The following is a 24,641-nucleotide window of genomic DNA, read 5'->3' on the forward strand; positions in this document are numbered from 1 at the left end:
AGCATTAGAAACTTTAAATTAAGGTTAAAGAGCTTACGCATTGCAAGCTCTTCGATGGTTCTGACTTTTTAAATTAAGTTTTTTATACTAAATTTTTCAATGCGTTAATTATATCTTCTGGCTCAGAACGAGTACGATAATCAACGTCAACATAACGCCAAGTCACTTTACCTTGTTTATCTAAAACAAAGGTGGCAGGGATCGGTAAAACACGACTATTGCCATTGTTAACCGACTCTAAATCTAGGCCTCGGTCTACTCGCATATGCTCTAGTAAAAATGTGGGTACTTGCCATGCTACGCCGTAGCTTGCTGCTACATCGGCATTTTGATCACTCAGCACTAAAAAATCCATTTTACTTATTTCATCATCACTAAGTGAGCCATCGGGTACTTGTGGGCTAATAGCCACCAATTGTGCGCCTAATGCGTGAATTTCAGGTAAACGTGCTTGAAGCGCTTTGAGCTGTAAATTGCAGTACGGACACCAACTTCCACGATAAAAAGTAACAACCACAGGCCCTTTAGCAAGTAACTCGGTTAACTGCACCGATTGACCATGTTGATTTGGTAACTCAAAACTTGGTGCGCTTTGGTTTAAATCAAGTGCATTAGCACCTTGTTGAAACGCTTTTGCCTGTGCAATAGTTTCATCAACGCCTTTCATAAAATCAGGATTACCTTTACGCCCTGCCGCTATTTTTGCCTCAGTTTGTGCTTTTAACGTGTTATTTTCATCGCTCATTATATGGCTACCTTCAAATTAATCAAAAACTTAAAGCCAGCTTACATTATGAAAATGTATTTGAAATGAAAATTTTAGCTTATTCATCTAGCTCTAAATCAAACACCACGTTTATTGATGATTTAAAGCTTATCGTTTGTTGTAAATAATTTTTGCGAACTTTAGGAAATGAATCGCTCATTGGATTTACTCTATCTATTTTTTTAACCGCTGCACCAAAGCCACTGTAAACGCTTTTTTGAGTTGAGCTAATAGTGCGTACTTCACCCACTTTTGTACCAAAGGAGTTAGCAAGCACATTTGCTTTTTCTTTTGCGTTATTAAGTGCTTGTTGTGTAGCTTGTGCTTGTAACAGCTCAGCTTTTGAAGATAAAAATTCAGTATTTTGAATCGTATTTACTTTTAAATTCAATAAAAAATCACTTAAATCATTCACTCTTTCAATATTTTTTAGTGTTACTTCAAAGGTCCTTATAGCTGCGTATTCTGCGGGAGCCTGATGCCCTGTTTCAATGTAATCCATACCCGTTTTTTCAACTTTAACACTTGAGGCAACTACATCATCGGCAGTTATTTCAAATTGATTTAGCCCGTCAATTAGTAAATTAACTTTATTATCAAGATCGTTCTTAGCTGCTAAAGGTTCGTTTTTAATACTTATAATTTGAAATAGTATTTTAGCGATATCAGGATTGGCAAGCACCTCTGCAGTACCTTGAACTGCAATATGGCGATTTGTGGCTAAGCTTGAATTAGCAAAAGTGATGAGTGGGAATAAGGTTAAGAAAATACTAGTGATGAGTTTCATGATCGTTCCTTGAATAGCAATAATTTATTATCAAATCGCTTGTTGTTTAACGAGTGATAGGACTTCTGGTTTTTTTAATTCTTCTATTAAAAATTTACTCCAATACAATGAATACAAATAACCTTCAAAACCTTCTACAAAACCTGAAAATTCACCTTTAAAACCTCTTTGCTCACCACGTGGTCTTGCATCATAAAATTTCCAACATTTAGTATGTAAAGCTATATTAAAGAAAGGGATTTTTTTAGAAACAAGATCTACAACTTTACTTGGTCTTAACTTAAAAGGATTTTCGACCCCTTTGATAAATGCAACACCTTGTTCGTAGTTTTCTAACTCTTGCTCACTTAACTTATTTACGTTAATAAACTCTATAGCCATATCTGCTGACTTTGCATGATTTCCTAGTTTAGGAACCAAAAAGGCTCGAACCCTATATTTTTGACTTTGAACTACATCATCGTTTAGATCATTTCGATATGTTTCCATATATCGGCGAACAGCTTTGTAATTATCTTTTTGAAGCTGTTTCAAAGCATCTATCTGAGCTTGTTCGGAAATTCTTGTTAATTGCATTGCAATCGCAAGACTTGCAGTTAAAGCATGCTCATCTCCAAACTCTTCAACTAGTATTGTTTCGAAATTACTTAATGCTGACTGACATTCACCACTCACGGCTAAATCAATAGCAGGTAAGCTTCGATGTTCTATTTTATTTCTTAACCCGATCAGAAATTTTATATTCGCTTTTTCTGGAGCTTCAAATCCCTGCCAATACCCATCGATGCAATCTCTCAATTCCCATGACTTTTCTTCACCATCGATAAAAATCGTTCTTCCATTTGCATCTTTATGGAAATAATCAATTCCTTTCTTCTCAAATATGGCATGCATAAGTGATGTGTAAGCAATTACTATATTGACTATAAACCCATAAGTTTTAAATTCAGTATAGGGATTGTTATAAGTTGATACGGCAAGCAACGCGAACTCTTTAGCCTTGTGAAGTAATATTCCTTTTACTGAATGATCAATTACTTGTTGTAACTTTTGGCTATGAACCGCTCTAAATTCATTTTTACTTAAAAAAGCTATTCCGGAACTTGAATACTGCTCTCCATCTTTTTCTAGATATTGATACCAGCGTTTAGATAAATATGTTCTACATGTGTCAGCCTTCCACTCCGTTGCTTCCATTAATTGAAGTACAGTAAACGCTTCACTCTCTTTTTCTTTTTCAACAAGAAAATTATAAGCTAAATCAACTTTTTCGTATTTATTCATCTTCGCTATTCCATCTGCGTTTTCTATTTATGAAATTTATATTTTTAATATTAAATAATAAATATACAAGTACCTATAATCATACGAATAACAATAAAAGTAAACTGCCTATCATTAGCCTCGGTGTTAGCCGATAAGGCATTTTATCGTTGGGTTTCGCTGTCCTCTATCCAACCTACATCAACTCGGCTACTTTTAACTCTTTGCCACGGCTTATTTGATGACACTGGGCTAGCAGTAGCTCGGCGGTGGCTTGTGCATCGGTCAGTGCATGATGGCAATGATAGCTTGGTAACTCATAACGTGTGCGGCAAGCATTAAGGGTTAAATCATCTTGTTTTATTTCAGTTGAATGATGGAGTAAGCGCTTTTGTTCAATATGGAGTGTGTCGAGTATGAGTTTAGGACGTATAGTTATATTGGCATTTTTAAGCGCTATTTTTAAAAATCCCCAATCGAGCATGGCATTATGAAACACTAAAATACAGTCGCTAAAATGGCAGCTCAATTGCGTTAATATACTGCACAAGCTCTGTCCATTTGTTATAGCATCGTCGTTAATCCCATGAAAAACAGGACTTTGCTCAAGGCTTTTTACGTCTTTATTTATAAGGTGCTGCGACTCGCTCATTTTTATACATTGGTTATCTATTATCACCCACGCTAGTGATACAATTTCGTGCTGTTTTGCATCAAGGCCAGTGAGCTCTAAATCAATCACCAAATAACGTTGTTGTAAGGCATTTTTGCCTAGTAATTTACGGCGCTTTAAATACCGAGTGAGCAGCTTTTTTACCATGTTAGTAATCCATCATTATAAACTGCCGCGAGCAAACTTAAACGCGGCGGCTTGCTGCGCTTGTTTAACAAGGTAAAACGCTTCTTTTAGTTGATGGCGCTCTAATGAGTTTAATTTATTAGGGTTAATACAATTACTCGGTAAACCCTCTTCGTTTATTTGTGTACTCAAGCGAAGCTGCGTTAAGAACCGCCAGCAGTCTTTTAGGTTGTATATATCTTCTTTGCTGATCAGTTTATGTTTTAGTAGTGCGTCCAACCGCTCTTGTGTGTTGGCGCGCCTAATACCCGCTTTTAAAGCGTATAACCGCACTATGTCATTTATAATTACGACACCGCGTTTTTTTAAATCTATATATTTATTATTTTGATCTGTTTTTTCAGTTTTAAATTTATTAAATAAACCAATTGGCACGCTGTTGCTGCTTATGTCGGTTGCCATTGCGGCATAGAATAAGTCGTTACGCGATATACGAATTAGTTGCTCGCAAAAAGCGGTGTATAAAGTATTTGAGCCTTCAATAAATCGCAGGTCAAAAAATATTTTACAGTTAAGCATTGCATCAGGCGTTGGGCTTTTTATCCATTTAAAAAATCGCTCGCTCCAGTCGTTTACGCTCATACGGCACTCATCGCTGCTTGCCATAATATTACCTGGGCAACGCCTAATGCCGCATTCAACTAAGTTTTCACATACAAACTTCCCCATGCTTTTAAAGTAAGCGTGCTGCTCGGGAGTTAAGTCGTTTGGAAGTAATAAGCCGTTATCTTGATCTGAATGCAGAGTTTGCTCTTCGCGTGCTTGCGAGCCAAAGCAAATAAAACTAAAGCTGGTTGGCGCTGCGCCATGCTCTTCTTGAAATAAGTGAATAAGGCGCGATGTAAGCGCATCAGTTAAACCACTCAGTAATTTACCAATTAGCGATATGTCGTCAATGTTGTACGAAAAACCACGCAAAAGTTCGGGGATTTCTTTTGCGTAGCGTTTTAAATCAGTAACAGTATGCGCTTTGTATATGCGCCCAATAAGCTGTACGGGGTCACTTTTTTGTTGGCGCAGTAAATCGGTGCTGGTTATCATTCCTATCGGGTTATGGTTTTCGTCGAGCACCGGCAAATGATGAATATTGTATTTAAGCATTAAGTGCAGCGCCGAAAACACCCGGTTATTTTCAAATATAAACTTAGGTTTGGCTGTCATAATACTGCTTACTGCGTCTTGTGGATCTACTTCGTCGGCAAGTACTCGATTACGTAAGTCGCGGTCGGTTACCACCCCTACTAAGTGCGCGTGCTGCGTTATCATTATTGACGATACGCCATGCTCTTTCATTTTTTTAGCACTTTGCCTAATACTTGCATCGGGCGTAAGCGTAATGGCGGTGCGGGTCATCAGCTCTGATATTTTACGTTCAGACCAACTATCGTTTTTACTTTTATAATGCGATGACAACAACCGGTTAGCATGAGCGCGTACAAAGTATTGCTCAAACGATTTGTATTCTCGGCGTAAATAATCAAAATGCGTTTGAGAGAGCATATACACTATGCCTTCTTTTTGTACCTCTAACCTATTTTGAATTGCTTCGCCGGTTAACAGCGACGGAAAACCAAAATAATCACCTTGCGCTAAGCGTGTAACAACATCCCCCTTGCCATCAACTAGGTCGTACAAACCAGAGCGAATTAAAAATAGTTTAGGGTTTTCACTTTGTAACCACTGCGTTTGGTTTTCGCGGGTGAGGTAAATAATATCAAGATGATTTACAAAATATTCGTATGCGCTGCTATCAAGCAGTGTAAAAGGCGCTTGCAAACAAACGTATTGGGCTATTTCCTGTTGTTCTACACTCATTGTTGTACTCATTAAAAAGTATACACAACACCAATGTACTTATTTATTAAACAAATAAAAAGCCCGACTAAAGTCGGGCTTTTGGTGCTTTATGTTTTGTAAACTATATCTATAAATGTTGCCTAGTGGTCGTGCGCTTCTGCTGATCCTTTAGGGTTACGAATACCTTCAACCATTAGTTGAATTTCAACTGGTGTAGGTTTAGTAAACTTAAGAACAATTGCAGCTACTGCAAAGTTAATAATCATACCAATTAAGCCAATACCTTCAGGTGAAATACCTAAGAACCAGTTTTCAGGGCTGTTTAGCTCTGGGCTAACAAACTTGAAGAAAATGATATACGCAGCGGTAAAGCCAATACCCGTTACCATGCCTGCAATTGCGCCTTCGCGGTTCATTGTTTTAGAGAATATACCCATAATAATTGCTGGGAAGAAACTCGCTGCCGCCAGGCCGAATGCAAATGCCACTACCGATGCCACAAACCCAGGCGGGTTAATACCAAAGTACGCGGAGATAACAATAGCGACCATGGCTGCCAACCTCGCTGCAAGTAACTCTTGCTTGTCGGTAATATCGGGCTTGAGAGTTCGCTTGAGTAAATCGTGCGAAACGGAGGTCGAAATAACCAGTAGTAAACCTGCTGTTGTAGAAAGTGCAGCGGCAATACCACCAGCAGCTACAAGTGCGATTACCCATGCTGGTAAGTTAGCAATCTCTGGATTTGCTAATACCATAATGTCGCGGTCTACGTTTACTTCGTTAGCACTGTTCGGATCGGTTATTTTACCCGCCGTGTAGAACATTTTGCCATCGCCGTTTTTATCATTAAATGTAATTAAACCTGTGCGTTCCCAGTTTTTAATCCATCCTGGTGCTTCTGCGTAAGCTGTACCGCTACCGTCTTTACCATTAATAGTATCAACCATGTTTACGCGAGCAAAGGCTGCAACCGCAGGTGCTGTAGTATAAACAATCGCGATGAACACAAGTGTCCATGCTGCAGAAATACGCGTGTCTTTTACACGAGGTACAGTGAAAAAGCGAACAATTACATGTGGTAAACCAGCAGTACCTACCATTAACGCGCCAGTAATAGCGAACACGTCAATCATGCTCTTAGAGCCTTCGGTATATTGCGCAAAACCAAGTTCAGCGCTTAAGCCGTCTAGTTTATCAAGTACGTACACGCCATCGCTGCCAATTAATGTGGCACCAAAACCGGTTTGTGGGAAAAAGTGACCCGTCATCATCATCGAGATAAAAATGGCTGGTACAAGGTAGGCAAATACAAGTACACAATACTGCGCTACTTGTGTGTAGGTAATGCCTTTCATGCCGCCAAGTACCGCATAAAAGAATACAATCACCATACCAATGTAAACACCGGTTTCAATTTCTACTTCTAAAAAGCGTGAAAATACGACGCCTACACCACGCATTTGCCCTGCAATGTAAGTAAAACAAATGAATATGGCACATACAATTGCCACTAAACGCGCGGTGCGTGAATAGTAACGGTCGCCAATAAAGTCAGGAACAGTAAACTTGCCGAATTTACGTAAGTAAGGCGCTAAACACATGGCTAATAGTACATAACCACCTGTCCACCCCATTAAGTAAACGCTGCCATCGTAACCTGCAAACGAAATAATACCCGCCATTGAAATAAACGACGCGGCACTCATCCAATCGGCAGCCGTTGCCATACCATTAGCAAGAGGAGGTACGCCGCCGCCTGCTACATAAAACTCTTTAGTTGAACCCGCACGGGCCCAAATTGCTATGCCGATATAAAGCGCAAAGCTTAAACCAACAATTATAAACGTGAGTGTTTGAACATCCATTGCTTAGCTCCTATTCGTCTACGCCGTATTTTTTATCTAACGTATTCATTTTGAAAACGTACACAAAAATCAAAGCAACAAAGGTATAAATCGCGCCTTGCTGGGCGAACCAGAAGCCAAGTTTAAACCCAAAAAAACGCACTTCATTAAGTACATCAACCAGTAATATGCCAAAGCCGAAAGACACGATAAACCACACTGCTAATAGTTTAAATAACAGCGAAATGTTTTCTGCCCAATAAGCTTTTGCTTGTTCTTCATCTTTAAAAGCCATTTTTGTTTTCCCCTTTAAGCACCGCAATATCGCGATGAGTGGTTTTTTATCTTCGCTTACCAATTTAGCAACGCTGGTTACATATTGAATTGAGACCATAGTCGTAACAGCTTATTAACGTTTACGTAAACTGTATTTATCATTCAAACGTATTTTATACATTTTCATTTTATTTCAATTGGTTAGCTTAATTTTTTGAATTGGCTTTACTATTAAATTGGTAAGTTGTTTATTAATGCGACATTAGTCTAATGCTTGAGATGATTTTATTTTTGTTATTAATATTCAATAAGATAGAAATAAAATGAAAGTTTTATTTTAAATTCAAGCCTCACACTTAACCTCAGTTCTGGTATTGTGTTAATCCCTCATAGGGTTGAGGGACTATTTAAAATAATAAGGTTTAATAACAACATGACTGCCGTACTCATTATTGTTGCTTTAAGTTATATAGGTGTGCTGTTTTGGCTCGCCAATTGGGGCGATAAAACAACCCCTTTGGCAAAGCGTATTAGCCATCACCCTTTTGTGTATTCACTCTCACTTGGGATTTACTGTACCTCTTGGACTTACTACGGCTCAGTGGGTACAGCCGCCACCAGCAGTTGGAGTTATTTGCCAATATTATTGGGCCCTGCGCTGCTGTTTTTATTCGGCCAAGGGTTTTTACGTAAGCTGGTACTGGTAAGCAAAAAACAAAACATAACCACTATTGCTGACTTTATTTCAGCTCGTTACGGCAAACGCCAAACTACCGCGATTATGGTTACTGTTATTGCGCTGCTGGCGACTATTCCCTACATTGCACTGCAATTAAAAGCGCTTAGTACCAGCTTTTTACTTTTGCAAAACAGTAATAAAATATCAGGCGATATGCTCGCGCTTTCTGCCACATTAATTATGGCCTTATTTGCAATATTTTTTGGTACCCGCAAAGTGGACGTAACAGAGTATCGCTCTGGGTTAATGCTTGCTGTCGCGTTTGAATCAATGATTAAACTTATTGCACTTATTGCTGTAGCAGGACTTGCTGTTTACACCTTATTTAATATGCCAGAGCCTACTTCAAATAAAGTAACCGAGTCGATTTGGGCCCATTGGAGCGACTTTAACTTTTTTAGTTTTAACTTTATTGGCCAGTCTTTAATGGCTGCGGCGGCTATTATATGTTTACCACGCCAGTTTCATGTAACCGTGGTCGACAATCAAAACAAACGCCACTTACTTACCGCTCGCTGGGCTTTCCCGCTATATTTACTATTAACTGCCGCAATGATTTTACCTATTGCGACTGCGGCTATTCATCCTGAAATTGGCAGCGGCTATTCACCCGACAGCTTTGTACTTGCCCTACCGTTAATTAACGACAACGCCTTTTTAACCACCTTTGTATTTATAGGTGGTTTATCGGCCGCCACCGCAATGATAGTGGTAGCAACGCTTACATTAAGCACGATGATTTCAAACGATGTGGTATTACCCCTAATGCTACGTCGTAAATTTAAACGCAACTTAATTACCACCAGTTATAAGTCTCGCATTTTACTTGTAAGGCGCTTTGCTATTGCAGGCATATTAATTTTGGCCTATTTCTATCAGCAATGGTTTGGCCATAGCAGCGCACTGGCAAGTATGGGCTTAGTTGCTTTTTCACTTGTTACTCAATTATTACCCGCTATTGTGGGCGGCTTATACTGGCGAAAAGGCCATGCTTATGGGGTTTATGCAGGTTTAGTTGCGGGCTTTATTTGCTGGGTACTATTTTTAATGCTGCCAATACTCGATGCCGGAGCAACGCTTGATAGCGAGCTACAACAAACGCTTATAACACGCGGAACCTTGATAGCTTTGTTTGCCAATATTGGGTGTTATATTAGTTTTTCACTTGGGGCTGAGGAGCGCTTAATTGATAAGATTCAGGCAGCTGCTTTTGTTAACCCTAAAGATCAGGCTATTTTATCAAGGCGCTTAAATAAAGACGTAAAAGCCACTGTTTACGACTTTAAAATACTACTGCAAACCTTTTTAGGTATTCAGCGCAGCCAACAAGTATTGGCGCATTACGCACTCGCCCATCACTTAAGCGATAACAACGCACACCCAGAGCCTGAATTTATAGCCTACTGCGAACGCGCGTTAACAGGCGTGCTTGGCGCATCTTCCGCGCAAGCATTAATACATACGGTATCGTCGGGTAAGCGTATGGCGTTTGAAGAAGTTGTAAACTTTTTTGACGAAACCACACAAGCGCTGCAATTTAATCAAAATCTGTTATTTACCTCACTCGAAAATTTAAGCCATGGTATTTCAGTTGTCGATAAAGATTTAAAGCTAGTAGCTTGGAATAAACGCTACAGCGAAATGTTCGGCTACCCTGAAGGATTTTTAGAAGTAGGCCAACCCATAGAAGATATTATTAGATACAACGCTAACCGTGGTGAATGTGGCCCTGGCGAAATAGAACGCCAAGTAGAAAAACGTGTGCAGCATTTAAAATACGGCAGCTCGCATCACTTTATTCGCCACCGTCGTAATGGCCAAGTATACGAAATGATTGGTAATCCGCTGCCCGATGGCGGATTTGTTACCAGCTTTTCGGATATTACCAATCACATAAGTACGCAAAATGCACTTGAAGAAGTAAACATGGATCTTGAAAACCGCATAGAAGCGCGAACTCAAGAAGTACAAACCATTAATAGAGACTTACAAGCTCAAATAGATAGCCGTGTACAAACCGAGCAAGCACTTACTTTAGCCAAACGAGAAGCAGAGCAAGCCAACGACAGTAAAACGCGCTTTTTAGCACTGGCGAGCCACGACATTTTACAGCCGTTAAACGCAGCACGTTTATACCTTGCTGCCATTGACGAAAAGCAACTCGACAGCACTAACCAAAACAGCTTTGAAAAATTAGGCGACAGTCTTGATTCAACCGTGCACTTAATGTCGGCACTACTTGAAATAGCCAAGCTAGAACAAGGCGCTATGACCCCAACCCCTCGCCACTTTTATATTGAAGATATTTTAGCGCCACTGCAAAGTGAATACGCTATTTTATCAAGTGATAAAGGCCTTAAGCTTAGTGTGCGTTCACACCAACAAATTGTGCACAGCGATATAACCTATTTACGCCGAATTATTCAAAACTTGGTCTCTAATGCAGTTAAATACACCGATAATGGCCGTGTATTAATTGCCTGTAGGAACCGAAAGCACAATTTACGAATAGAAGTATGGGATACAGGCCCTGGTATTAGCGAAGTAGAGCAAGCTAAAATATTTAATGACTTTTACCGTGTTGAGTCGGGCGATAACAAAGGCGTAGGCTTAGGCTTAGGTGTTGTAAAACGTATGGCTGACTTATTAAGTTTGCCGCTTGATGTGCATTCTGAGCCAAATAAAGGTAGCCGTTTTAGCATTGAAGTACCTTATGGCGACGAGCAGTTTGTACAACAAAAAAGTACTACAAACAGCCCAATAGAAAACCGTGCAGCAATTAATATTGTTGCCGTAGACGACGACCCTGAAAACCTAGCTGCAATGGCAAGCTTACTTAAAAAGTGGCAAGCTAATTACACGCTATTTGATAATGTAAATAATGTACTGGCGCACGCTAAAGAAAACGGTGCACCCGATGTTATTTTAATGGACTACCAATTAGGCAATGACTGCGATGGCATAACGCTAATTAAAACCCTGCGCGAAATTTGGCAAAGCCAAGTACCCGCTATTTTAATTACCGCAGTACGCGACACCGAGCTTAAACAAGAAACCAAAGCCGCTAATATTCATTATTTAAGTAAGCCAATTAAACCGGGCAAACTAAAAGCACTGCTTAATCACAGTACATAATAAGCGAGTAAAAAGTGTTCTTGTTAAAAGCTATCAAGTAATAGCGTAAAACAAAAAGCCCAGAATCTTCACTGGGCTTTGCTTTATAAAGTGTTCAAAAGTTAAACTGGATTTACTCGGCTTCTAAGCTTTTGGAATAACCAACTTAACCCCACCAACGAAAGTCCTAATCCAATAAACGAAAGCGCTTTAAGTAAGCCCTCCAAGTTAGCCATATCAATTAAAAACACTTTAACAATAACTGCAGCTAGTAAGCCTAAGCCGATTTTTTGTATTAATAACTGGTTTTTTAAATGACCAAAAATAACAGTACCCGCCCCCATTACTAACCAAATAACAGAGTAGCTATAAAGCTCTGCATTACTTGTGCCTTTTGATAAGTAAATATAAGGCCCTTGCCAGTATTGGCGAATAAAGCTGTTTATTGCCAATAATATAAACCCACCCGCAACGGCCAATATAAATGGCGTAGCTTTAGCGTTTATTGGTTTTACAAGCTTGGCCAGCCAAAGCGTTAATCCTGCAGGTACTAACCACAATAGTAATAACCAGTTAAATATTGGCAGCTCACCTATGTAAAGTGATTCAAATAATGGGTTGTCGTCAAGCAGTGTTTTAATAGCAAAAAGCCCTGCTAACCCTACAAGTGCAAAGCCCGCCACTTGGTATAACTTAGCTAAAGTACCGGCAAGTTTTGCTCTGTGTAAATACACACACCCTAATGCCAGCCAGTTACAGGTAAGGAGTATTTGTTCGTAAAAGTTAAGTGAATCAAATTGCGGATAATGCCCTACTAACTGATAACTTGTTTCGGTGGTAATAAAAAGTGCTAAACAATGAAGCGCTGCACCTTCGAGCCATATTTTCAGTTTTGATGAGTCAAAGCACTTAGCTGCGGCAAAAAATAACGCAATACATAACGGATAAACCACAATGCTCCAATGCAAACCAAATACCGTGAGTGCATCGTAACTTGGCGTCCAAGGTGAAAGCGTAAGGCGCAGTAATAACGCAGCAACCAAGGCTTTTATAGGCCAATGTGGCATAGGCACGCTATAGCGTTTAATAAGTACGCTTATAAGTAATACTTGTACAGCAAGAGCAATGGTTAGGCCGCTGTCACTTAGTAGCATGGTAATTGCTAACGTAATATTGGCATTAGCGCCTACCCAATAAGTAAAACGCTGAAATAGCGTTGTATTATGTTGCGCGAGCTTTATTAAAATAGCGGCGACTACAAACAATACAACGGCCCAAAGTGGATATGCAGTACTTAACGCGGAATTAGGAATAAGCGTATATAAAGTCGCTATCATTACAAATACACTAAATGCCCCCGAAATATGAAACGCTAAACGCTTAATCTGTTTTTTACCGTAATAAAGCCCAAAAGCGGTAAGTAACAATCCGAGTAATAAACCCAAACCATACTCATTTTTGAATATAAAGAGTGCGTCATCAAATAGGTTTGGCGAAAGATGCGTGCGCTGAGCGCCTATCACTAATAGTGTTGAAATAACTAACGCTACACCCTGCCAAATATCCCAACGGCTATTTTTAAGGACTAAAAACAACACCAATACAATACACAACACGCCGATTGTTTGCCACTGCATATCAAAGTGACTTATTAGCATGGTAAATATTAAGGGCGCCATAAAGGCGAGTAATAATGCATGATCTGGAAGCACTTTAATTAAGCGTTTTAAACTGTGCGGGCGATGTTCAATAACATTCAGTTTTAGACCTAAGCGCGGTATAGCAATTAACCCAATAATACTAAGTAAAGCAAATGCCCCCATTAACCAAACGGTATTAATTTTAAGTAATGTAAAACCAACTAAATACCAACCAATATGCCCTGCCCATAATAAATACCACAACCAAGCTCGCTGTACTTTATGTGCAACTAACGCAGCCGACAAACTTACAAAGCCAACATACATAAATAATGCAAACAAGTTACCACTGCCAGTGCTAACCCATATTGGTACACTATAAGCGCCAATAATACCTAATACCGCTAATAATGGGCCTAACCTAAGTGCCATCGCACTTGCGCTAATTGCTATAATAGCTAACGCAAAAAATGCCACGGTAGGGCTAAGCATATCGTAGCTACTGTAAGCTAAAAGCGTTAAAGCAAAACAGGTAATAAACCCGCCGCTTGCAAGCGCTGCGGGTATGTAATTATTAAAGCCTTCAAATACAATGCGTTTATGGTGTAAATAAGCTGCGGCTGCAATTAGGCCAAGCCCAAATAAGCCACCTAAACTCAACCTCATTACAGGCGATAATAATCCAGCTTCTAGGCTGTATTTAGCTAAAAATATGCCCCCAAACGCAAGCGCTATTGCGCCTATCCAGGTCATCCAGTTCTCTTCAAACCCTGCGCGTAATTTATTAAATAGTAATTCTATGGCTGATGCTTCAGCTGGTTTGGCTTTTTTAGGAGGCGCTGATAGCTGATTTATTACAGGTGGCGACAAGTTTTGGGGCGTTAAGTTTGGCTGTGCTTTATGAGCAATTGGCTCTGATCTTGAAAGCGCTGCCTGAGCCGTAGATGCTTCACTTTGAGGTTCACTTTGCGATATCGATTTATGTGTTTGTAGATGTGTTATTTTGGCCCTTAAAACAGCAACTTCTTGTTTTAATCCATTTAACTGCACTAGCGCTATTAAGCCGCAAATAGCACCGGCAACTACAACCAGTATTACTATGACGGCTAACCCAACTAAATCATCCATGGCACACTCTTATTAATTATTATGCCCTGAGTGTACCTAATTATTAATGAGTAGGTAAATTTTGTTCAATAAAAAAGCCTAAGTACTTAAAGTGCTTAGGCTTTATGCTACTTAATATGTTTAGATTTATTCAACACTATCGGTAATAGTGCGCTCTAGGGTCATTTTATAACCTGAGCTTGTTGTTTCATCATGCTCTAAAATCAATATGTAGTTACCCTCTTGTGTAAAGTCCATATCGCTTTGCTGAATAAGCACAATTTGCTGGCCATTATCTTCGTAAACAACATAAACCGTGTAAATTTCGTTATCTACAACCTGTTCTTCTTGGTCATACTTATCTAGGCCATCGACTACGTTACTGGTGTCGTCTACCGTTTCGCCGTTAAGTGTAAAGTACACATCAACATCTGAAACCGACTGCCCTGCGTAGCTTTCAATTAGGTTTACAACCGATACCGTATGGCTGTAACTACTTGGTGTTAGGTTTTCTTCAACGCTCATCATACGTAAACCGTTATCAACGTCGTTATAAAAAATACCCACCGCACTTTGCTCACGCTCTAGCGTCATTAAAAAGTTATCAGCTAGTTTTGTACCTTCTTCGTCGTACATCGCTACGCTGTAACTATTGGGCGAAAGTTCAACATAATCGGTATAAGAGTCACTAGCGACTGTATTTGTTGTGTTTACAGTTGTACCGCGTGTAGCAGAAAAGCTCACTGGTGAGTAGTCATCGACCGTATTTATAAAGCGTAATTGCCCCAGTGCAGATTGATGTTTAAGCTCAGTAACGTAGTTATTATCGGTTACTACATCAAGCGTAATACCGCCTTCTTCTGTAGCATAACTTGGGCGGATCATTGCTACATAACTTGCTTCATCGTATAAATAAACAGATGACGACTCGTACACAACATCACTGCTGCCCGCTTCTGTTATGTAAATAGTGTAATAGCCTTCATCAATGCTTTGCAGATCTAACTCACTTAAATATTGAGCCGATGAAAAAAGTGTCGCGCTTTCAAATACGCCATCATCAGTTGCTAAATAAATATCGTAGTTAGTGTCCTCCCCTGCAATATTGTAAAACCCTAAGTTAAACTCACCCGTATCGCTTGTAATAGGTACGCTAAGCTCTGTAAATGTAGGCTCATCAAAGTTGCCGCTCATTACTACTAACTGTGTTTTGTCACCTTTAATAGAAATTTCTTGGTCGCTAATTGTTATATAGCTGTCGTTAGCATCTAGGTATTCAAAACTTACATCATAAGTGCCTGTGCTGTAGTTATGGCGAGTAGTTACATCGGCAAAATCAGCGCCTGAGCGCTCTGTTTCTTCAACAAACAAACGTGTGTATGGGCTATTGTAAGAGCCGTTATACAATTGGATGTAACCTGTAGAGCTTGAGCTATCATCAGAGCCGCAGCCCGACAAAATAGTAATTAGACTTAAGGGTAATGCAGCTTTTAAAAGGGAGTTGGTCATTAAGGTTATTCCTTATTATTAATATCCCCATTATGACCCAAACATTCTATTTTAATTTCATGATTTACAAAGCATTACCCTCACTGACATTTCCTTACGAAAACGTTAAAAAGTGTAGTAAATGTGCAAACAATAAGGACGTGTTTTTATATAATTAAAAACGCTTACGGGGCAATTTCAAAACGATCTCGGCCACTCTTCTTAGCTAAATATAAAGCTTGATCAGCGCGCTTCATTACTTTATCTAAAGGCTCATTAGGCGTTTGCATTGCAACACCTATACTTACTGTTAAGTGGCGAGAATTTTGAACATTTATGGTGTGCGCAAGATCAATTAATTGCTGCGAAAAATCACATGCTTGCGTCATATTATTTGTAGGCAAGTATCCACCAAATTCTTCACCACCGAGGCGAGCAAATTTGTTTTGGTGCGTAAAAGCATTGTCGTATTTAGTTGCTAGTTCTTTAAGCACTACATCACCAACATCATGACCAAATTCATCATTAATTGCTTTAAAGTGGTCTATATCTACAATTAAAATAACGTAAGGTGAGTGCTGAGCATCTTTAGCGTGCTGATAAAAATAACGTCTGTTATGTACCTTGGTTAAATCATCAATAATTAGCTCACGCGCTAATCGATTATTAATACTTTGTATAAAGCGCATCGTTTTAAATAAACCATAGGAAGTTAAAAGCATGCCGCTGGTTCTGCATAAATCTTCAAAATAAATACTTACCCAGTAAGGCTGTATCACTATCTCATCGATTAAATCAGCTGTATTACCCATGGACCAGAGCATTAATCCGAGAGTCGAAAATGTATATGCAAGCTTTGAAAGTTTGGAGCACTGAACCATCCAAAATAAAAAAATAAGAACAATTAAATTAATAAAATCAGTTGTAAAACCGTAAACATTATTTTGAACTTGTAAGGGAGGAAAGTTAGTTAGGGAGTAGGCTGAAAAAATAACAATATAAGCTAATAAAAATAGGCTTACAGTTTTATTTTTCCAGCTCATTTTAAAAAAATTAGAAAGCCTGATAGTGAGTTTTACAGTTTCAATCATATTAACCCTAAGCTTTTCGATACTATATTAAAAAACTATAGCACATTACCAAAAAGGCTTATTAGAATAAGGTGGTTAATAACCTTTAATAATGAGCTTAAATCACCAAGCTTAATCCCCAAACTCCTAACACAAGTAACGTTATTAAAACCATTGCCTTAGTTTTGTGTTTACTAATGATTCGCTCAGCTTCATTACCTGCATAATAAACAATAATAGCCAAACCAAAGTAACGAATAGAACGCGCAATACCTGAGGCCAATAAAAATAGCCAAATAGAGTACTTAGTCGCGCCTGCAGCAAGCATCGCTATTTGAAACGGAATAGGCACTATGCCTAGTGTTATTACAAACCAAAAACCTTGATCTTGCATTTGCTGTTTAACGTTTTCAAATTGCTCAGGGCTCGAAAACGTATTAATAATCCAATCGCCAACCGCATCAAATAAATAATAACCCAACGCATAACCAAACAATGCGCCCACTATGCAGCCCAAGGTCGCCATTAATGCTATAAGCCATAGCTTTTCTCGACGAGCCTGCATAAGAGGCACAAGCACTGCTTCAAGTGGAATAGGAACTATGGTTGACTCTAAAAACGACGCCACTGTAATACCGCTAAGCATATGCTTAGAGTCAATAAAATTACGCGTTTTTTCTTTTAGCTTTTTTTGAATGGCCATAGTAAATCCTTTTCACTTATAAATAAGAACAAGAGTATTCAATAAGCCAATAATTACACATTTAGGTTAATACACGCTGAAAACAGTGTACTAAATTTATCAGGTCCTACTGCATTAACAAATTAGTAATATCCATAAGAATATTTTATTATGTGCCCATGCAGTTAGATTCCCTATCACAGTAGTTATTAATTTATGCAAAGTGCGCGTTTTATTCCCTTTAGAAAGCAAGATATTGTTGATATGTGTAGCGAAGAGCTTAAAAGCAGTACACAAAAAACATCGTTTAAACAATTTTGCGATTTACTAGCAAGCCTTATTCATTACGATTACCACTCAACACTTGAGTCACTTAAAAACAACTACGCCCCTTTTGATCCCAACAGTGACACGCGATCGTTAGCGCCAGTATCGGCGGATCAAAAAGCGCAGTGCCAACATGAGTTTGCTAAAGATTTTGCTAAGGTGCTTAATGCCGCTAATTTTGAAGTGATCACCAATGAAGACTTACAAGATGCATTAAATGAAGAGTCATTATTTAAGGTGCGCCTTGAAGTTGAATTTGACGACTTTGAAGAAGTGGTATTTTATCGCCGTGGCGAGTCGCAACTCACTGAAACTATTACCAGCTTTTGGGGCTTGCGTAAAAAGCCGCTGCACTTTACTAATTACGACCGTGTTGCCGTGTTTATTCGCTTTAAAGATAGCGCTTATTTTGAAGCTAAAAATAAAACGCCAATGGGATTTGAGCCAAGCTCAACCATAGTAAAGCTGTTTCAAAATGTGCCAAAGGCCGATCTCGAAATGCTATTTCCTAATAGCGAAGTACGCATGCGCCCTATTGATAAAGCAATTATTGGCTCATCGGCTTTAGTTGGCGGTGCAGTGGTACTTATAACTAAACTTGGCGCATCAATCGTATTATTGCTTGCTCTGTTTGCTTTTTGGGGTGGTTTTAGAAGTGAAGCTGTAGAAATGACCCAACAACATTTTATTACCTTTGCTATTGGCATGGGAGTATTTGGCAGCTTTATTTTTAAAGAATGGAGTAAGTTTAAAAACCGTAAAATTAAATTTATGAAAGCGCTTAGCGATAACCTCTACTTTAAAAACCTTGATAATAACGCGGGTGTTTTTCACACGCTTATTGACGCTGCCGAAGAAGAAGACATAAAAGAAGCGCTGCTTGCGTATACCTTTTTACTAAAATCAGAAAGCGGCTTAACCGCCCAAACGCTTGATGAACAAATAGAGCATTGGTTTAAAAGCAAATACCAGTGCGATCTTGATTTTGAAATTAGCGACGCACTTGAAAAGCTGGTACGTATGCGTTTGGTAACGTGCACTAGTGATGTGTATAGCGCAATAAATTTAGAACACGCAAAAACGATATTAGATGAGCGTTGGGATAATCTGTTTCAATATAATTAATGTAGTATTTTTGCTAAATAATACCCAAATAAAAAAGCAGCTGTAAGTACAGCTGCTTTTTTTATTACATTATCAATAGCTAATATTTAAGCTAATTCAGCTTCTGCTTTTTTAGTAAATTTAGAATGTACTAACTTATAAAGCGCGGGCAATATTAATAGTGTCAGTAGAGTTGATGAAATAATCCCGCCAACCACTACTGTCGCGAGAGGTTTTTGCATTTCAGAACCTGTTCCCGAATTAAGCGCCATAGGTATAAAGCCTAAACTTGCCACCAGCGCTGTCATCAGTACTGGGCGCAGGCGCTGTAGTGCACCACTGTGAATTGCATCAAACAAACTTAAACCATCGCTTCGTAACTGCTTTATAAACGACAGCATAACTACGCCGTTTAATACCGCTACACCACTTAGGGCAATAAAGCCAACACCTGCTGATATTGAAAGCGGCATATCGCGCAGCAATAACGCAAGCACACCACCCGTTAATGCCAGTGGCACACCACTAAATATAATCAATGAATCGCGAAGCGATCCAAAGGCGCTATACAGTAAGCCAAATATAAGCAATAAAGTGACCGGCACAACTAATGATAATCGCTTACTTGCCGATTGTAGCTGCTCAAACGTGCCTCCGTATTCAAGCCAATAGCCACTTGGTAAGTTAAGTGATTCATTCATGCTCGCTTGCGCATCACTTACAAAGCTTGCTAAATCGCGCCCCTCTACATTGGCAGTTACTACTACATTGCGCTTACCACTTTCGCGGTTTATTTGATTAGGCCCTTTTTCAATGCTGATTGTTGCTACTTCGCCAAGCGGTACAAATGCAAGTTCTGGGTTACTATCTTTAGGTAAAGCAACTGGCAAACGAGCAAGTGCTGATACATCGCTAGACCAACGTTTATCAAGGCGCACTAATAACGAAAAACGTTTATCGCCTTCGTAAATTAGTCCGGTTTGCACACCACCAACAGCGGCGGCAAGTGTTTGTTGAATATCGTTTACGCTTAAACCCAATAACGCCATATGGTCGCGCATTGGTGTTACCGAGAGTGTTGGCAATCCTTCCATTTGCTCCAAACGTACATCGGTAGCGCCTGCAATATTACGCATTAGCCCTGTGGCTTTTTCGCCAAACTCTTTAAGTACGCTTAAGTCGTCACCATAAATACGCAGTGCCACATCGGCGCGCACGCCAGCAATTAACTCGTTAAAGCGCATTTCTATTGGTTGTGTAAATTCGTAATTATTACCAGGGACATCGTTAACACGGGTACGAATTTGTTGAACCAACTCTGCTTTAGTGAGTGCTGGATTAGGCCACTCATCTTGCGGTTTGAGTATTAAAAAAGTATCGGCAACATTGGGCGGCATAGGATCGCTTGCTACATCGGCAGTACCAATTTTTGAAAATACGTTAGCAACTTCAGGCTGATCTAATATGGCTTGCTCAAGCTCTTTTTGCATTTGCACAGATTGCTCAATACCGGTGCCAGTAATGCGCAGCGCGTGCATGGCAATATCGCCTTCATCAAGTTTCGGTAAAAATTCTGCGCCCATGTTTTTAACTTTAAAACCAAGCACCAATACTAATGCCGTGGCAATACCCACCATCAACCACGGTAATTTAAGCGATATACCAAGTAATGGCTTATACACTTTTTTAACGCCGCGCATGACTGCATTTTCGGTTTCATCAACCTTACCGCGAACAAACACTGCAATAGCAGCAGGTACAAAGGTAACGCCAAATATAAGCGCGCCAATTAACGCCGCAACTACAGTAAATGCCATTGGCTGAAACATTTTGCCTTCAACGCCGCTTAGTGCAAATAAAGGTAAGTAAACCAGCATAATAATAACAATGCCAAACACAGCCGGTGTAAATACTTCTTTGGTGGCTGCGGTCACTACATTTAAACGCTCGTTTAAAGTAAGTAGCCTGCCATGTTTATGCTGAGCTACACCGAGTTGGCGCAGGCAGTTTTCAACAACAATTACAGCGCCATCAACAATTAAACCAAAGTCGATTGCGCCTAGGCTCATTAGGTTACCCGATACGCGATTACCTACCATACCTGTAACGGCAAACAACATACTCAACGGAATAACCATTGCCGTAATAAGCGCGCCCGTTACATTACCCAGCAGTAATAGCAAAATTACTATCACTAAAATGGCACCTTCAAATAAGTTGGTTTGCACGGTTGCTATGGTTTTATCAACAAGAGTAGTACGGTCGTAAACTGCCTCAACAATAACGCCAGCGGGTAAGCTTTTTTGCACATCAATTAACTTATCAGCCATAGCTTTTGCCACTACGCGGCTGTTTTCGCCAATTAGCATCATGGCGGTGCCGAGCACGGTTTCTTCGCCGTTATAAGTGGCCGCGCCGGTTCTAAGCTCTTTGCCTAAAAGCACGTTAGCCACATCTTTAATGCGTACAGGTGCATCGTCGCGCTTAGCTATAACGGTATTGGCTATGTCTTCTAGCGTTTTAAGCTGCCCAGGCGAGCGTACTAAATATTGCCCGTCAAAGCGCTCAATATAACCTGCGCCTCGGTTACTGTTATTAACCTCAAGTGCACTAATTACATCGCTAATAGTAAGCTTATAGGCAATGAGTTTTTCGGGCATTGGCGCTACTTGGTATTGGCGCTCAAAACCACCTTGGCTGTTTATTTCGGTAACGCCTTTTACTTTTAAAAGCTGCGGACGAATAACCCAATCTTGCAAAGTGCGTAAGTCTTCGGCGTTGTAAGCAGTGCCATCTTCTTTTAACGCATTAGGCGCGGCGTGCACACTATAAGTAAATATTTCGCCTAAACCACTGGCAATAGGACCCAAGTTTGGCTCTACGTTATTAGGTAAGTCGGAGCGAATACTTTGAATACGCTCACCAATTTGCTGACGCGCCCAATAAATATCGGTGCCTTCATTAAAAATAACCGTTACTTGCGAAAGCCCATAACGCGAAAGCGAACGGGTGTAATCAAGCTTAGGTATGCCCGCCATGGCGGTTTCTACTAAGTAGGTAATGCGTTGCTCTACCTCTAATGGCGTAAAGCCCTGCGCTTTGGTATTAATTTGCACTTGTACGTTGGTTATATCGGGTACTGCGTCTACCGCTAAATTTTGAATGTTGTATACACCAAATCCAGCAAATAAAAATGTAAGCGCAAGCACCAGCATGCGGCGTTTAACCGCAAAAGAAACTATCCAATTAATCATGGTGCCTCCTAGTGAGCGTGGCTTGCGCCGCTTTTTAAAATATCAGCTTTAATGACATAACTATTGTCTGTTACGTATTCGCTACCTGCGTTTAAGCCTGTAAGTACTTCTACCCACTCGCTATTTTTTGCACCTAAGGTAACGGGGCGCACTTCAAATACATTATTTTTACGAACAAACACACTGGGTTGACCGTTAAATTCTTGAATTGCTTGTGGCTTTACACGCACGCTGGCATTTATTTTAGCCACACTTACATCGCTATTTATATGCATGCCTGGGCGCCAATGCCCGTCTGGGTTATTAAGCTCTATACGGGCACGCGCTATGTGCCCGCCAGTCATCATTGGAGCTATAAAAAACACTTTGCCTTGCGTATTTAAATGGTGATGTAGGTCGTACACTTTAGCGCTTTGACCAATGGCTAGTTTTTCAATGTTTTCAGGAAAAGCCGATAACTCAACCCATACTTTATCAAGGTTAACTACCTGCATCAGTGCGCTGGTGCTTGCAAGCTCGCCACGCTTTAAGTATTGCTCGGTTACAACACCGCTAATTGGACTTTTAATGGGGTAATTTTGCAGTGTTTCACGGTTGGTTACGCTGGCAAGTACTTCGCCTTTTTTAACGTTTTGACCAATGCTTACAAAAATATCGCTGATCAATCCTGTATACGGCGCCATTACTTCTACCGTGCCGTGCTGCGTTGGTGCAATAACGCCAAAAAGCGTATCGGTAATATCCACTTCACCACTTTGCGCTATCTCGGTTTTAATACCTGCGCGCTCAATAGCTCGCTCTGTTAGCGTGGTTTGCCCTTCGTGTTGATCGTACTCATAGCTAATGCTCTCGCCTTTATAATTAGCAGTAACGGCAAGTGCAAACGAATGCGGTTCGTTAATTGATTGCGTACTCACAAGGTAGTCGCCCTCAGCTGTAAACTGTATATTTTGCGACCCTTCAACTAAACGTTTTAAACTCATTGTTATGTTTAAGTCGTTTATATTAATTGGCTTATTTTGTTTATAGCCGTATACACGTAGCTCAACATTACCTGCAAATTCTTGCAATTTAAGCTCAAGTGTTAATTTATGGTCAGTTAATAAAAAGCCGCCGTGTGGACCTTGCTTTTGCTCGTGTTGTTCTGTTTCTTTATGACCTGACTCGCCATGCTCAGCAGAGGCAAATACATCTGTGCTTACAAAGCTGCTGGCAAACGAAAGTGATACTAGTAATGCGATTATATTTTTATTCATGATTGATGAGTCTCAATTAAAGATTGGCCTGTTAAACGCTCAAGAGTAAGTAGCACTTGGTACAGCTCTGCGTGAGTTGTAATAAGTGTGCGTTTAGAATCAAAAAGTGCTTGTTGAGCATCAAGCAATTGCAACACCGAAATTTGTCCGCGTTGATAACTTTTTAAGCTTTGCTCGATCAATGTTTGTGCCTGAGGAATAATTTGATCAGATAATAGCTTCGCCTGATTAGCTCGACCTTGATAATAAGCGTACAAAGTACGTACTTGCTGGCGTAGTTGGATGCGCAATTGCCCTTGCTGCTCATTTAAAAGCATGAGCTGACTATTTGCAGCTGCAATATTTCCGCTATTTGAATTACTTAATTGCAGTGGCATAGAAAACGAAAACACTAATGAGCTGGAGTCGCTTTGTTGGTTATAGCGCACGCCTCCCCCTACATTAATATCGGTTTGTCCGTTTGCTTTTTGCAGTGTTAAGTTAGCTGTTTGCTGTAAATATTGCTGCTGTAATAATGCAAATTCAGGGGCTTGGTTAACCGCATCTAAAAGTGCTTGCGCTGATTTAAGCGCAGTAATTGCATTAATATTGCCAGCAAAAGTATCGTAGGGTTGCTCCTCACTCCACAGCTCGTTAAGCGATAAACTGGCTCGCTCAAATTCACTATTAAGCATGGCTTTATCAAGCTCTACTTGGCTAAGTGCATAACGCATGCGCGTTACATCGGCTTGCGACGCAGCACCCGCATTAGCTCTTTGTTCAATCGCTTTAAGTGCTTGGGTTACGACCTGTTTACGCTCGTTGTTTAAACTTAATAATGTTTGAAATTTAAGCCCTTGGTAGTATCGCTCAGCAGTGGTTGCCAATAACGCTAAACGGGTATTTTGATACTGTATTGCTTGGGCTTTTATATTGGCGGTTGCGTAATTAATACGGCTTTGGCGCTTATCGCCCAGCTCTATTAATTGGCTAAGCCCAAGCGTTATTTCAGCGCCTTGAATGCCACGCGCCTTGTTTGTACCCAGTAAGTTTTCAGCTTCAACATTCAATACAGGATTAGGCGAAAGAGCAGCTTGAGATTTAAGCGCACTCAATATTTTTTGATGATAAGGGTAGCGTTTTAATACCGGGTTTTGTTGTTCGGTATTACTCAGTGCCTGCTTAAGGGTTAATGTTTTAACATTCGCCAAAGTACTAAAAGCAGATAGCGCGCACATTAGCGCCACCAGCATAATTGGTTTTTTATTCATATAGCGTGTCCGTTTTTT

Annotated in this window: 16 protein-coding genes; 2 read left to right on the forward strand and 14 right to left on the reverse strand. The window is 40.0% G+C overall.

What is annotated here, in order from left to right:
* Positions 1-82: 82 nt before the first annotated feature.
* The 7 genes from PARC_RS14100 to PARC_RS14130 all read right to left on the reverse strand — a co-directional run bounded on the left by PARC_RS14100 (position 83) and on the right by PARC_RS14130 (position 7,611).
* Complete coding sequence (locus tag PARC_RS14100) at positions 83-745, reverse strand: peroxiredoxin-like family protein (protein WP_010554594.1); 663 nt, start codon at positions 743-745, stop codon at positions 83-85.
* Positions 746-824: 79 nt separating this feature from the next.
* Complete coding sequence (locus tag PARC_RS14105) at positions 825-1,553, reverse strand: SIMPL domain-containing protein (protein ID WP_010554595.1); 729 nt, start codon at positions 1,551-1,553, stop codon at positions 825-827.
* 30 nt (positions 1,554-1,583) lie between these two features.
* Positions 1,584-2,837, reverse strand: coding sequence for a DUF3644 domain-containing protein (locus tag PARC_RS14110; RefSeq protein ID WP_010554596.1), 1,254 nt, complete (start codon positions 2,835-2,837; stop codon positions 1,584-1,586).
* Between the two features lie 175 nt (positions 2,838-3,012).
* Positions 3,013-3,636: a 3'-5' exonuclease gene (locus tag PARC_RS14115; protein ID WP_010554597.1), complete on the reverse strand. Its 624-nt coding sequence runs from the start codon at positions 3,634-3,636 to the stop codon at positions 3,013-3,015.
* A gap of 15 nt (positions 3,637-3,651) precedes the next feature.
* Positions 3,652-5,490 carry a DUF294 nucleotidyltransferase-like domain-containing protein gene (locus PARC_RS14120; protein WP_010554598.1) on the reverse strand — a complete coding sequence of 613 codons (1,839 nt, stop codon included), beginning with the start codon at positions 5,488-5,490 and terminating at the stop codon, positions 3,652-3,654.
* A gap of 122 nt (positions 5,491-5,612) precedes the next feature.
* Positions 5,613-7,337, reverse strand: coding sequence for a sodium:solute symporter family protein (locus tag PARC_RS14125; protein WP_010554599.1), 1,725 nt, complete (start codon positions 7,335-7,337; stop codon positions 5,613-5,615).
* A 10-nt stretch (positions 7,338-7,347) separates the two neighbouring features.
* Positions 7,348-7,611 (reverse strand): DUF4212 domain-containing protein, encoded by a 264-nt coding sequence (locus PARC_RS14130; RefSeq protein WP_007377498.1) that lies wholly within the window; start codon positions 7,609-7,611, stop codon positions 7,348-7,350.
* Between the two features lie 414 nt (positions 7,612-8,025).
* On the opposite strand from PARC_RS14130, the gene PARC_RS14135 reads away from it, so the two are divergent.
* A complete protein-coding gene (locus PARC_RS14135) occupies positions 8,026-11,466 on the forward strand; it encodes a PAS domain-containing hybrid sensor histidine kinase/response regulator (protein WP_010554600.1) in 3,441 nt (1,146 codons plus the stop codon).
* A gap of 101 nt (positions 11,467-11,567) precedes the next feature.
* On the opposite strand, the gene PARC_RS14140 is transcribed toward PARC_RS14135, so the two are convergent.
* The 4 genes from PARC_RS14140 to PARC_RS14155 form a co-directional block, all read right to left on the reverse strand.
* Positions 11,568-14,213, reverse strand: coding sequence for a DUF2339 domain-containing protein (locus PARC_RS14140; RefSeq protein WP_010554601.1), 2,646 nt, complete (start codon positions 14,211-14,213; stop codon positions 11,568-11,570).
* A 126-nt stretch (positions 14,214-14,339) separates the two neighbouring features.
* Positions 14,340-15,701, reverse strand: coding sequence for a hypothetical protein (locus PARC_RS14145; RefSeq protein ID WP_010554602.1), 1,362 nt, complete (start codon positions 15,699-15,701; stop codon positions 14,340-14,342).
* A 164-nt stretch (positions 15,702-15,865) separates the two neighbouring features.
* The gene (locus PARC_RS14150; RefSeq protein WP_010554603.1) at positions 15,866-16,771 is read right to left on the reverse strand and encodes a GGDEF domain-containing protein; all 906 of its coding nucleotides are present in this window, start codon (positions 16,769-16,771) and stop codon (positions 15,866-15,868) included.
* A gap of 97 nt (positions 16,772-16,868) precedes the next feature.
* Positions 16,869-17,453, reverse strand: coding sequence for a YqaA family protein (locus PARC_RS14155; RefSeq protein ID WP_010554604.1), 585 nt, complete (start codon positions 17,451-17,453; stop codon positions 16,869-16,871).
* A gap of 195 nt (positions 17,454-17,648) precedes the next feature.
* Between PARC_RS14155 and PARC_RS14160 the strand changes: the two genes are divergently transcribed.
* The gene (locus PARC_RS14160) at positions 17,649-18,884 is read left to right on the forward strand and encodes a TMEM143 family protein (RefSeq protein WP_010554605.1); all 1,236 of its coding nucleotides are present in this window, start codon (positions 17,649-17,651) and stop codon (positions 18,882-18,884) included.
* Positions 18,885-18,970: 86 nt separating this feature from the next.
* On the opposite strand, the gene PARC_RS14165 is transcribed toward PARC_RS14160, so the two are convergent.
* The 3 genes from PARC_RS14165 to PARC_RS14175 are packed head-to-tail and all read right to left on the reverse strand — an operon-like array spanning position 18,971 to position 24,623.
* Positions 18,971-22,117 (reverse strand): efflux RND transporter permease subunit, encoded by a 3,147-nt coding sequence (locus tag PARC_RS14165; protein ID WP_010554606.1) that lies wholly within the window; start codon positions 22,115-22,117, stop codon positions 18,971-18,973.
* 8 nt (positions 22,118-22,125) lie between these two features.
* Positions 22,126-23,373 (reverse strand): efflux RND transporter periplasmic adaptor subunit, encoded by a 1,248-nt coding sequence (locus PARC_RS14170; protein WP_010554607.1) that lies wholly within the window; start codon positions 23,371-23,373, stop codon positions 22,126-22,128.
* Positions 23,370-24,623, reverse strand: coding sequence for a TolC family protein (locus PARC_RS14175; protein WP_010554608.1), 1,254 nt, complete (start codon positions 24,621-24,623; stop codon positions 23,370-23,372). Before PARC_RS14175 ends, PARC_RS14170 begins: the two co-directional genes overlap by 4 nt.
* Positions 24,624-24,641: the final 18 nt, after the last annotated feature.

Origin of the sequence: Pseudoalteromonas arctica A 37-1-2 (assembly GCF_000238395.3) — a bacterium.
Classification (GTDB): Bacteria; Pseudomonadota; Gammaproteobacteria; order Enterobacterales; family Alteromonadaceae; genus Pseudoalteromonas; species Pseudoalteromonas arctica.

Excerpts from the sequence above, each read along its gene's own strand:
- PARC_RS14160 (WP_010554605.1), top strand. The coding sequence starts at position 17,649 with ATGCAAAGTGCGCGTTTTATTCCCTTTAGAAAGCAAGATATTGTTGAT.
- PARC_RS14110 (WP_010554596.1), bottom strand. The coding sequence starts at position 2,837 with ATGAATAAATACGAAAAAGTTGATTTAGCTTATAATTTTCTTGTTGAA.
- PARC_RS14115 (WP_010554597.1), bottom strand. The coding sequence starts at position 3,636 with ATGGTAAAAAAGCTGCTCACTCGGTATTTAAAGCGCCGTAAATTACTA.
- PARC_RS14155 (WP_010554604.1), bottom strand. The coding sequence starts at position 17,453 with ATGGCCATTCAAAAAAAGCTAAAAGAAAAAACGCGTAATTTTATTGAC.
- PARC_RS14170 (WP_010554607.1), bottom strand. The coding sequence starts at position 23,373 with ATGAATAAAAATATAATCGCATTACTAGTATCACTTTCGTTTGCCAGC.
- PARC_RS14120 (WP_010554598.1), bottom strand. The coding sequence starts at position 5,490 with ATGAGTGTAGAACAACAGGAAATAGCCCAATACGTTTGTTTGCAAGCG.
- PARC_RS14135 (WP_010554600.1), top strand. The coding sequence starts at position 8,026 with ATGACTGCCGTACTCATTATTGTTGCTTTAAGTTATATAGGTGTGCTG.
- PARC_RS14130 (WP_007377498.1), bottom strand. The coding sequence starts at position 7,611 with ATGGCTTTTAAAGATGAAGAACAAGCAAAAGCTTATTGGGCAGAAAAC.
- PARC_RS14100 (WP_010554594.1), bottom strand. The coding sequence starts at position 745 with ATGAGCGATGAAAATAACACGTTAAAAGCACAAACTGAGGCAAAAATA.
- PARC_RS14145 (WP_010554602.1), bottom strand. The coding sequence starts at position 15,701 with ATGACCAACTCCCTTTTAAAAGCTGCATTACCCTTAAGTCTAATTACT.
- PARC_RS14175 (WP_010554608.1), bottom strand. The coding sequence starts at position 24,623 with ATGAATAAAAAACCAATTATGCTGGTGGCGCTAATGTGCGCGCTATCT.
- PARC_RS14150 (WP_010554603.1), bottom strand. The coding sequence starts at position 16,771 with ATGATTGAAACTGTAAAACTCACTATCAGGCTTTCTAATTTTTTTAAA.
- PARC_RS14165 (WP_010554606.1), bottom strand. The coding sequence starts at position 22,117 with ATGATTAATTGGATAGTTTCTTTTGCGGTTAAACGCCGCATGCTGGTG.
- PARC_RS14105 (WP_010554595.1), bottom strand. The coding sequence starts at position 1,553 with ATGAAACTCATCACTAGTATTTTCTTAACCTTATTCCCACTCATCACT.
- PARC_RS14125 (WP_010554599.1), bottom strand. The coding sequence starts at position 7,337 with ATGGATGTTCAAACACTCACGTTTATAATTGTTGGTTTAAGCTTTGCG.
- PARC_RS14140 (WP_010554601.1), bottom strand. The coding sequence starts at position 14,213 with ATGGATGATTTAGTTGGGTTAGCCGTCATAGTAATACTGGTTGTAGTT.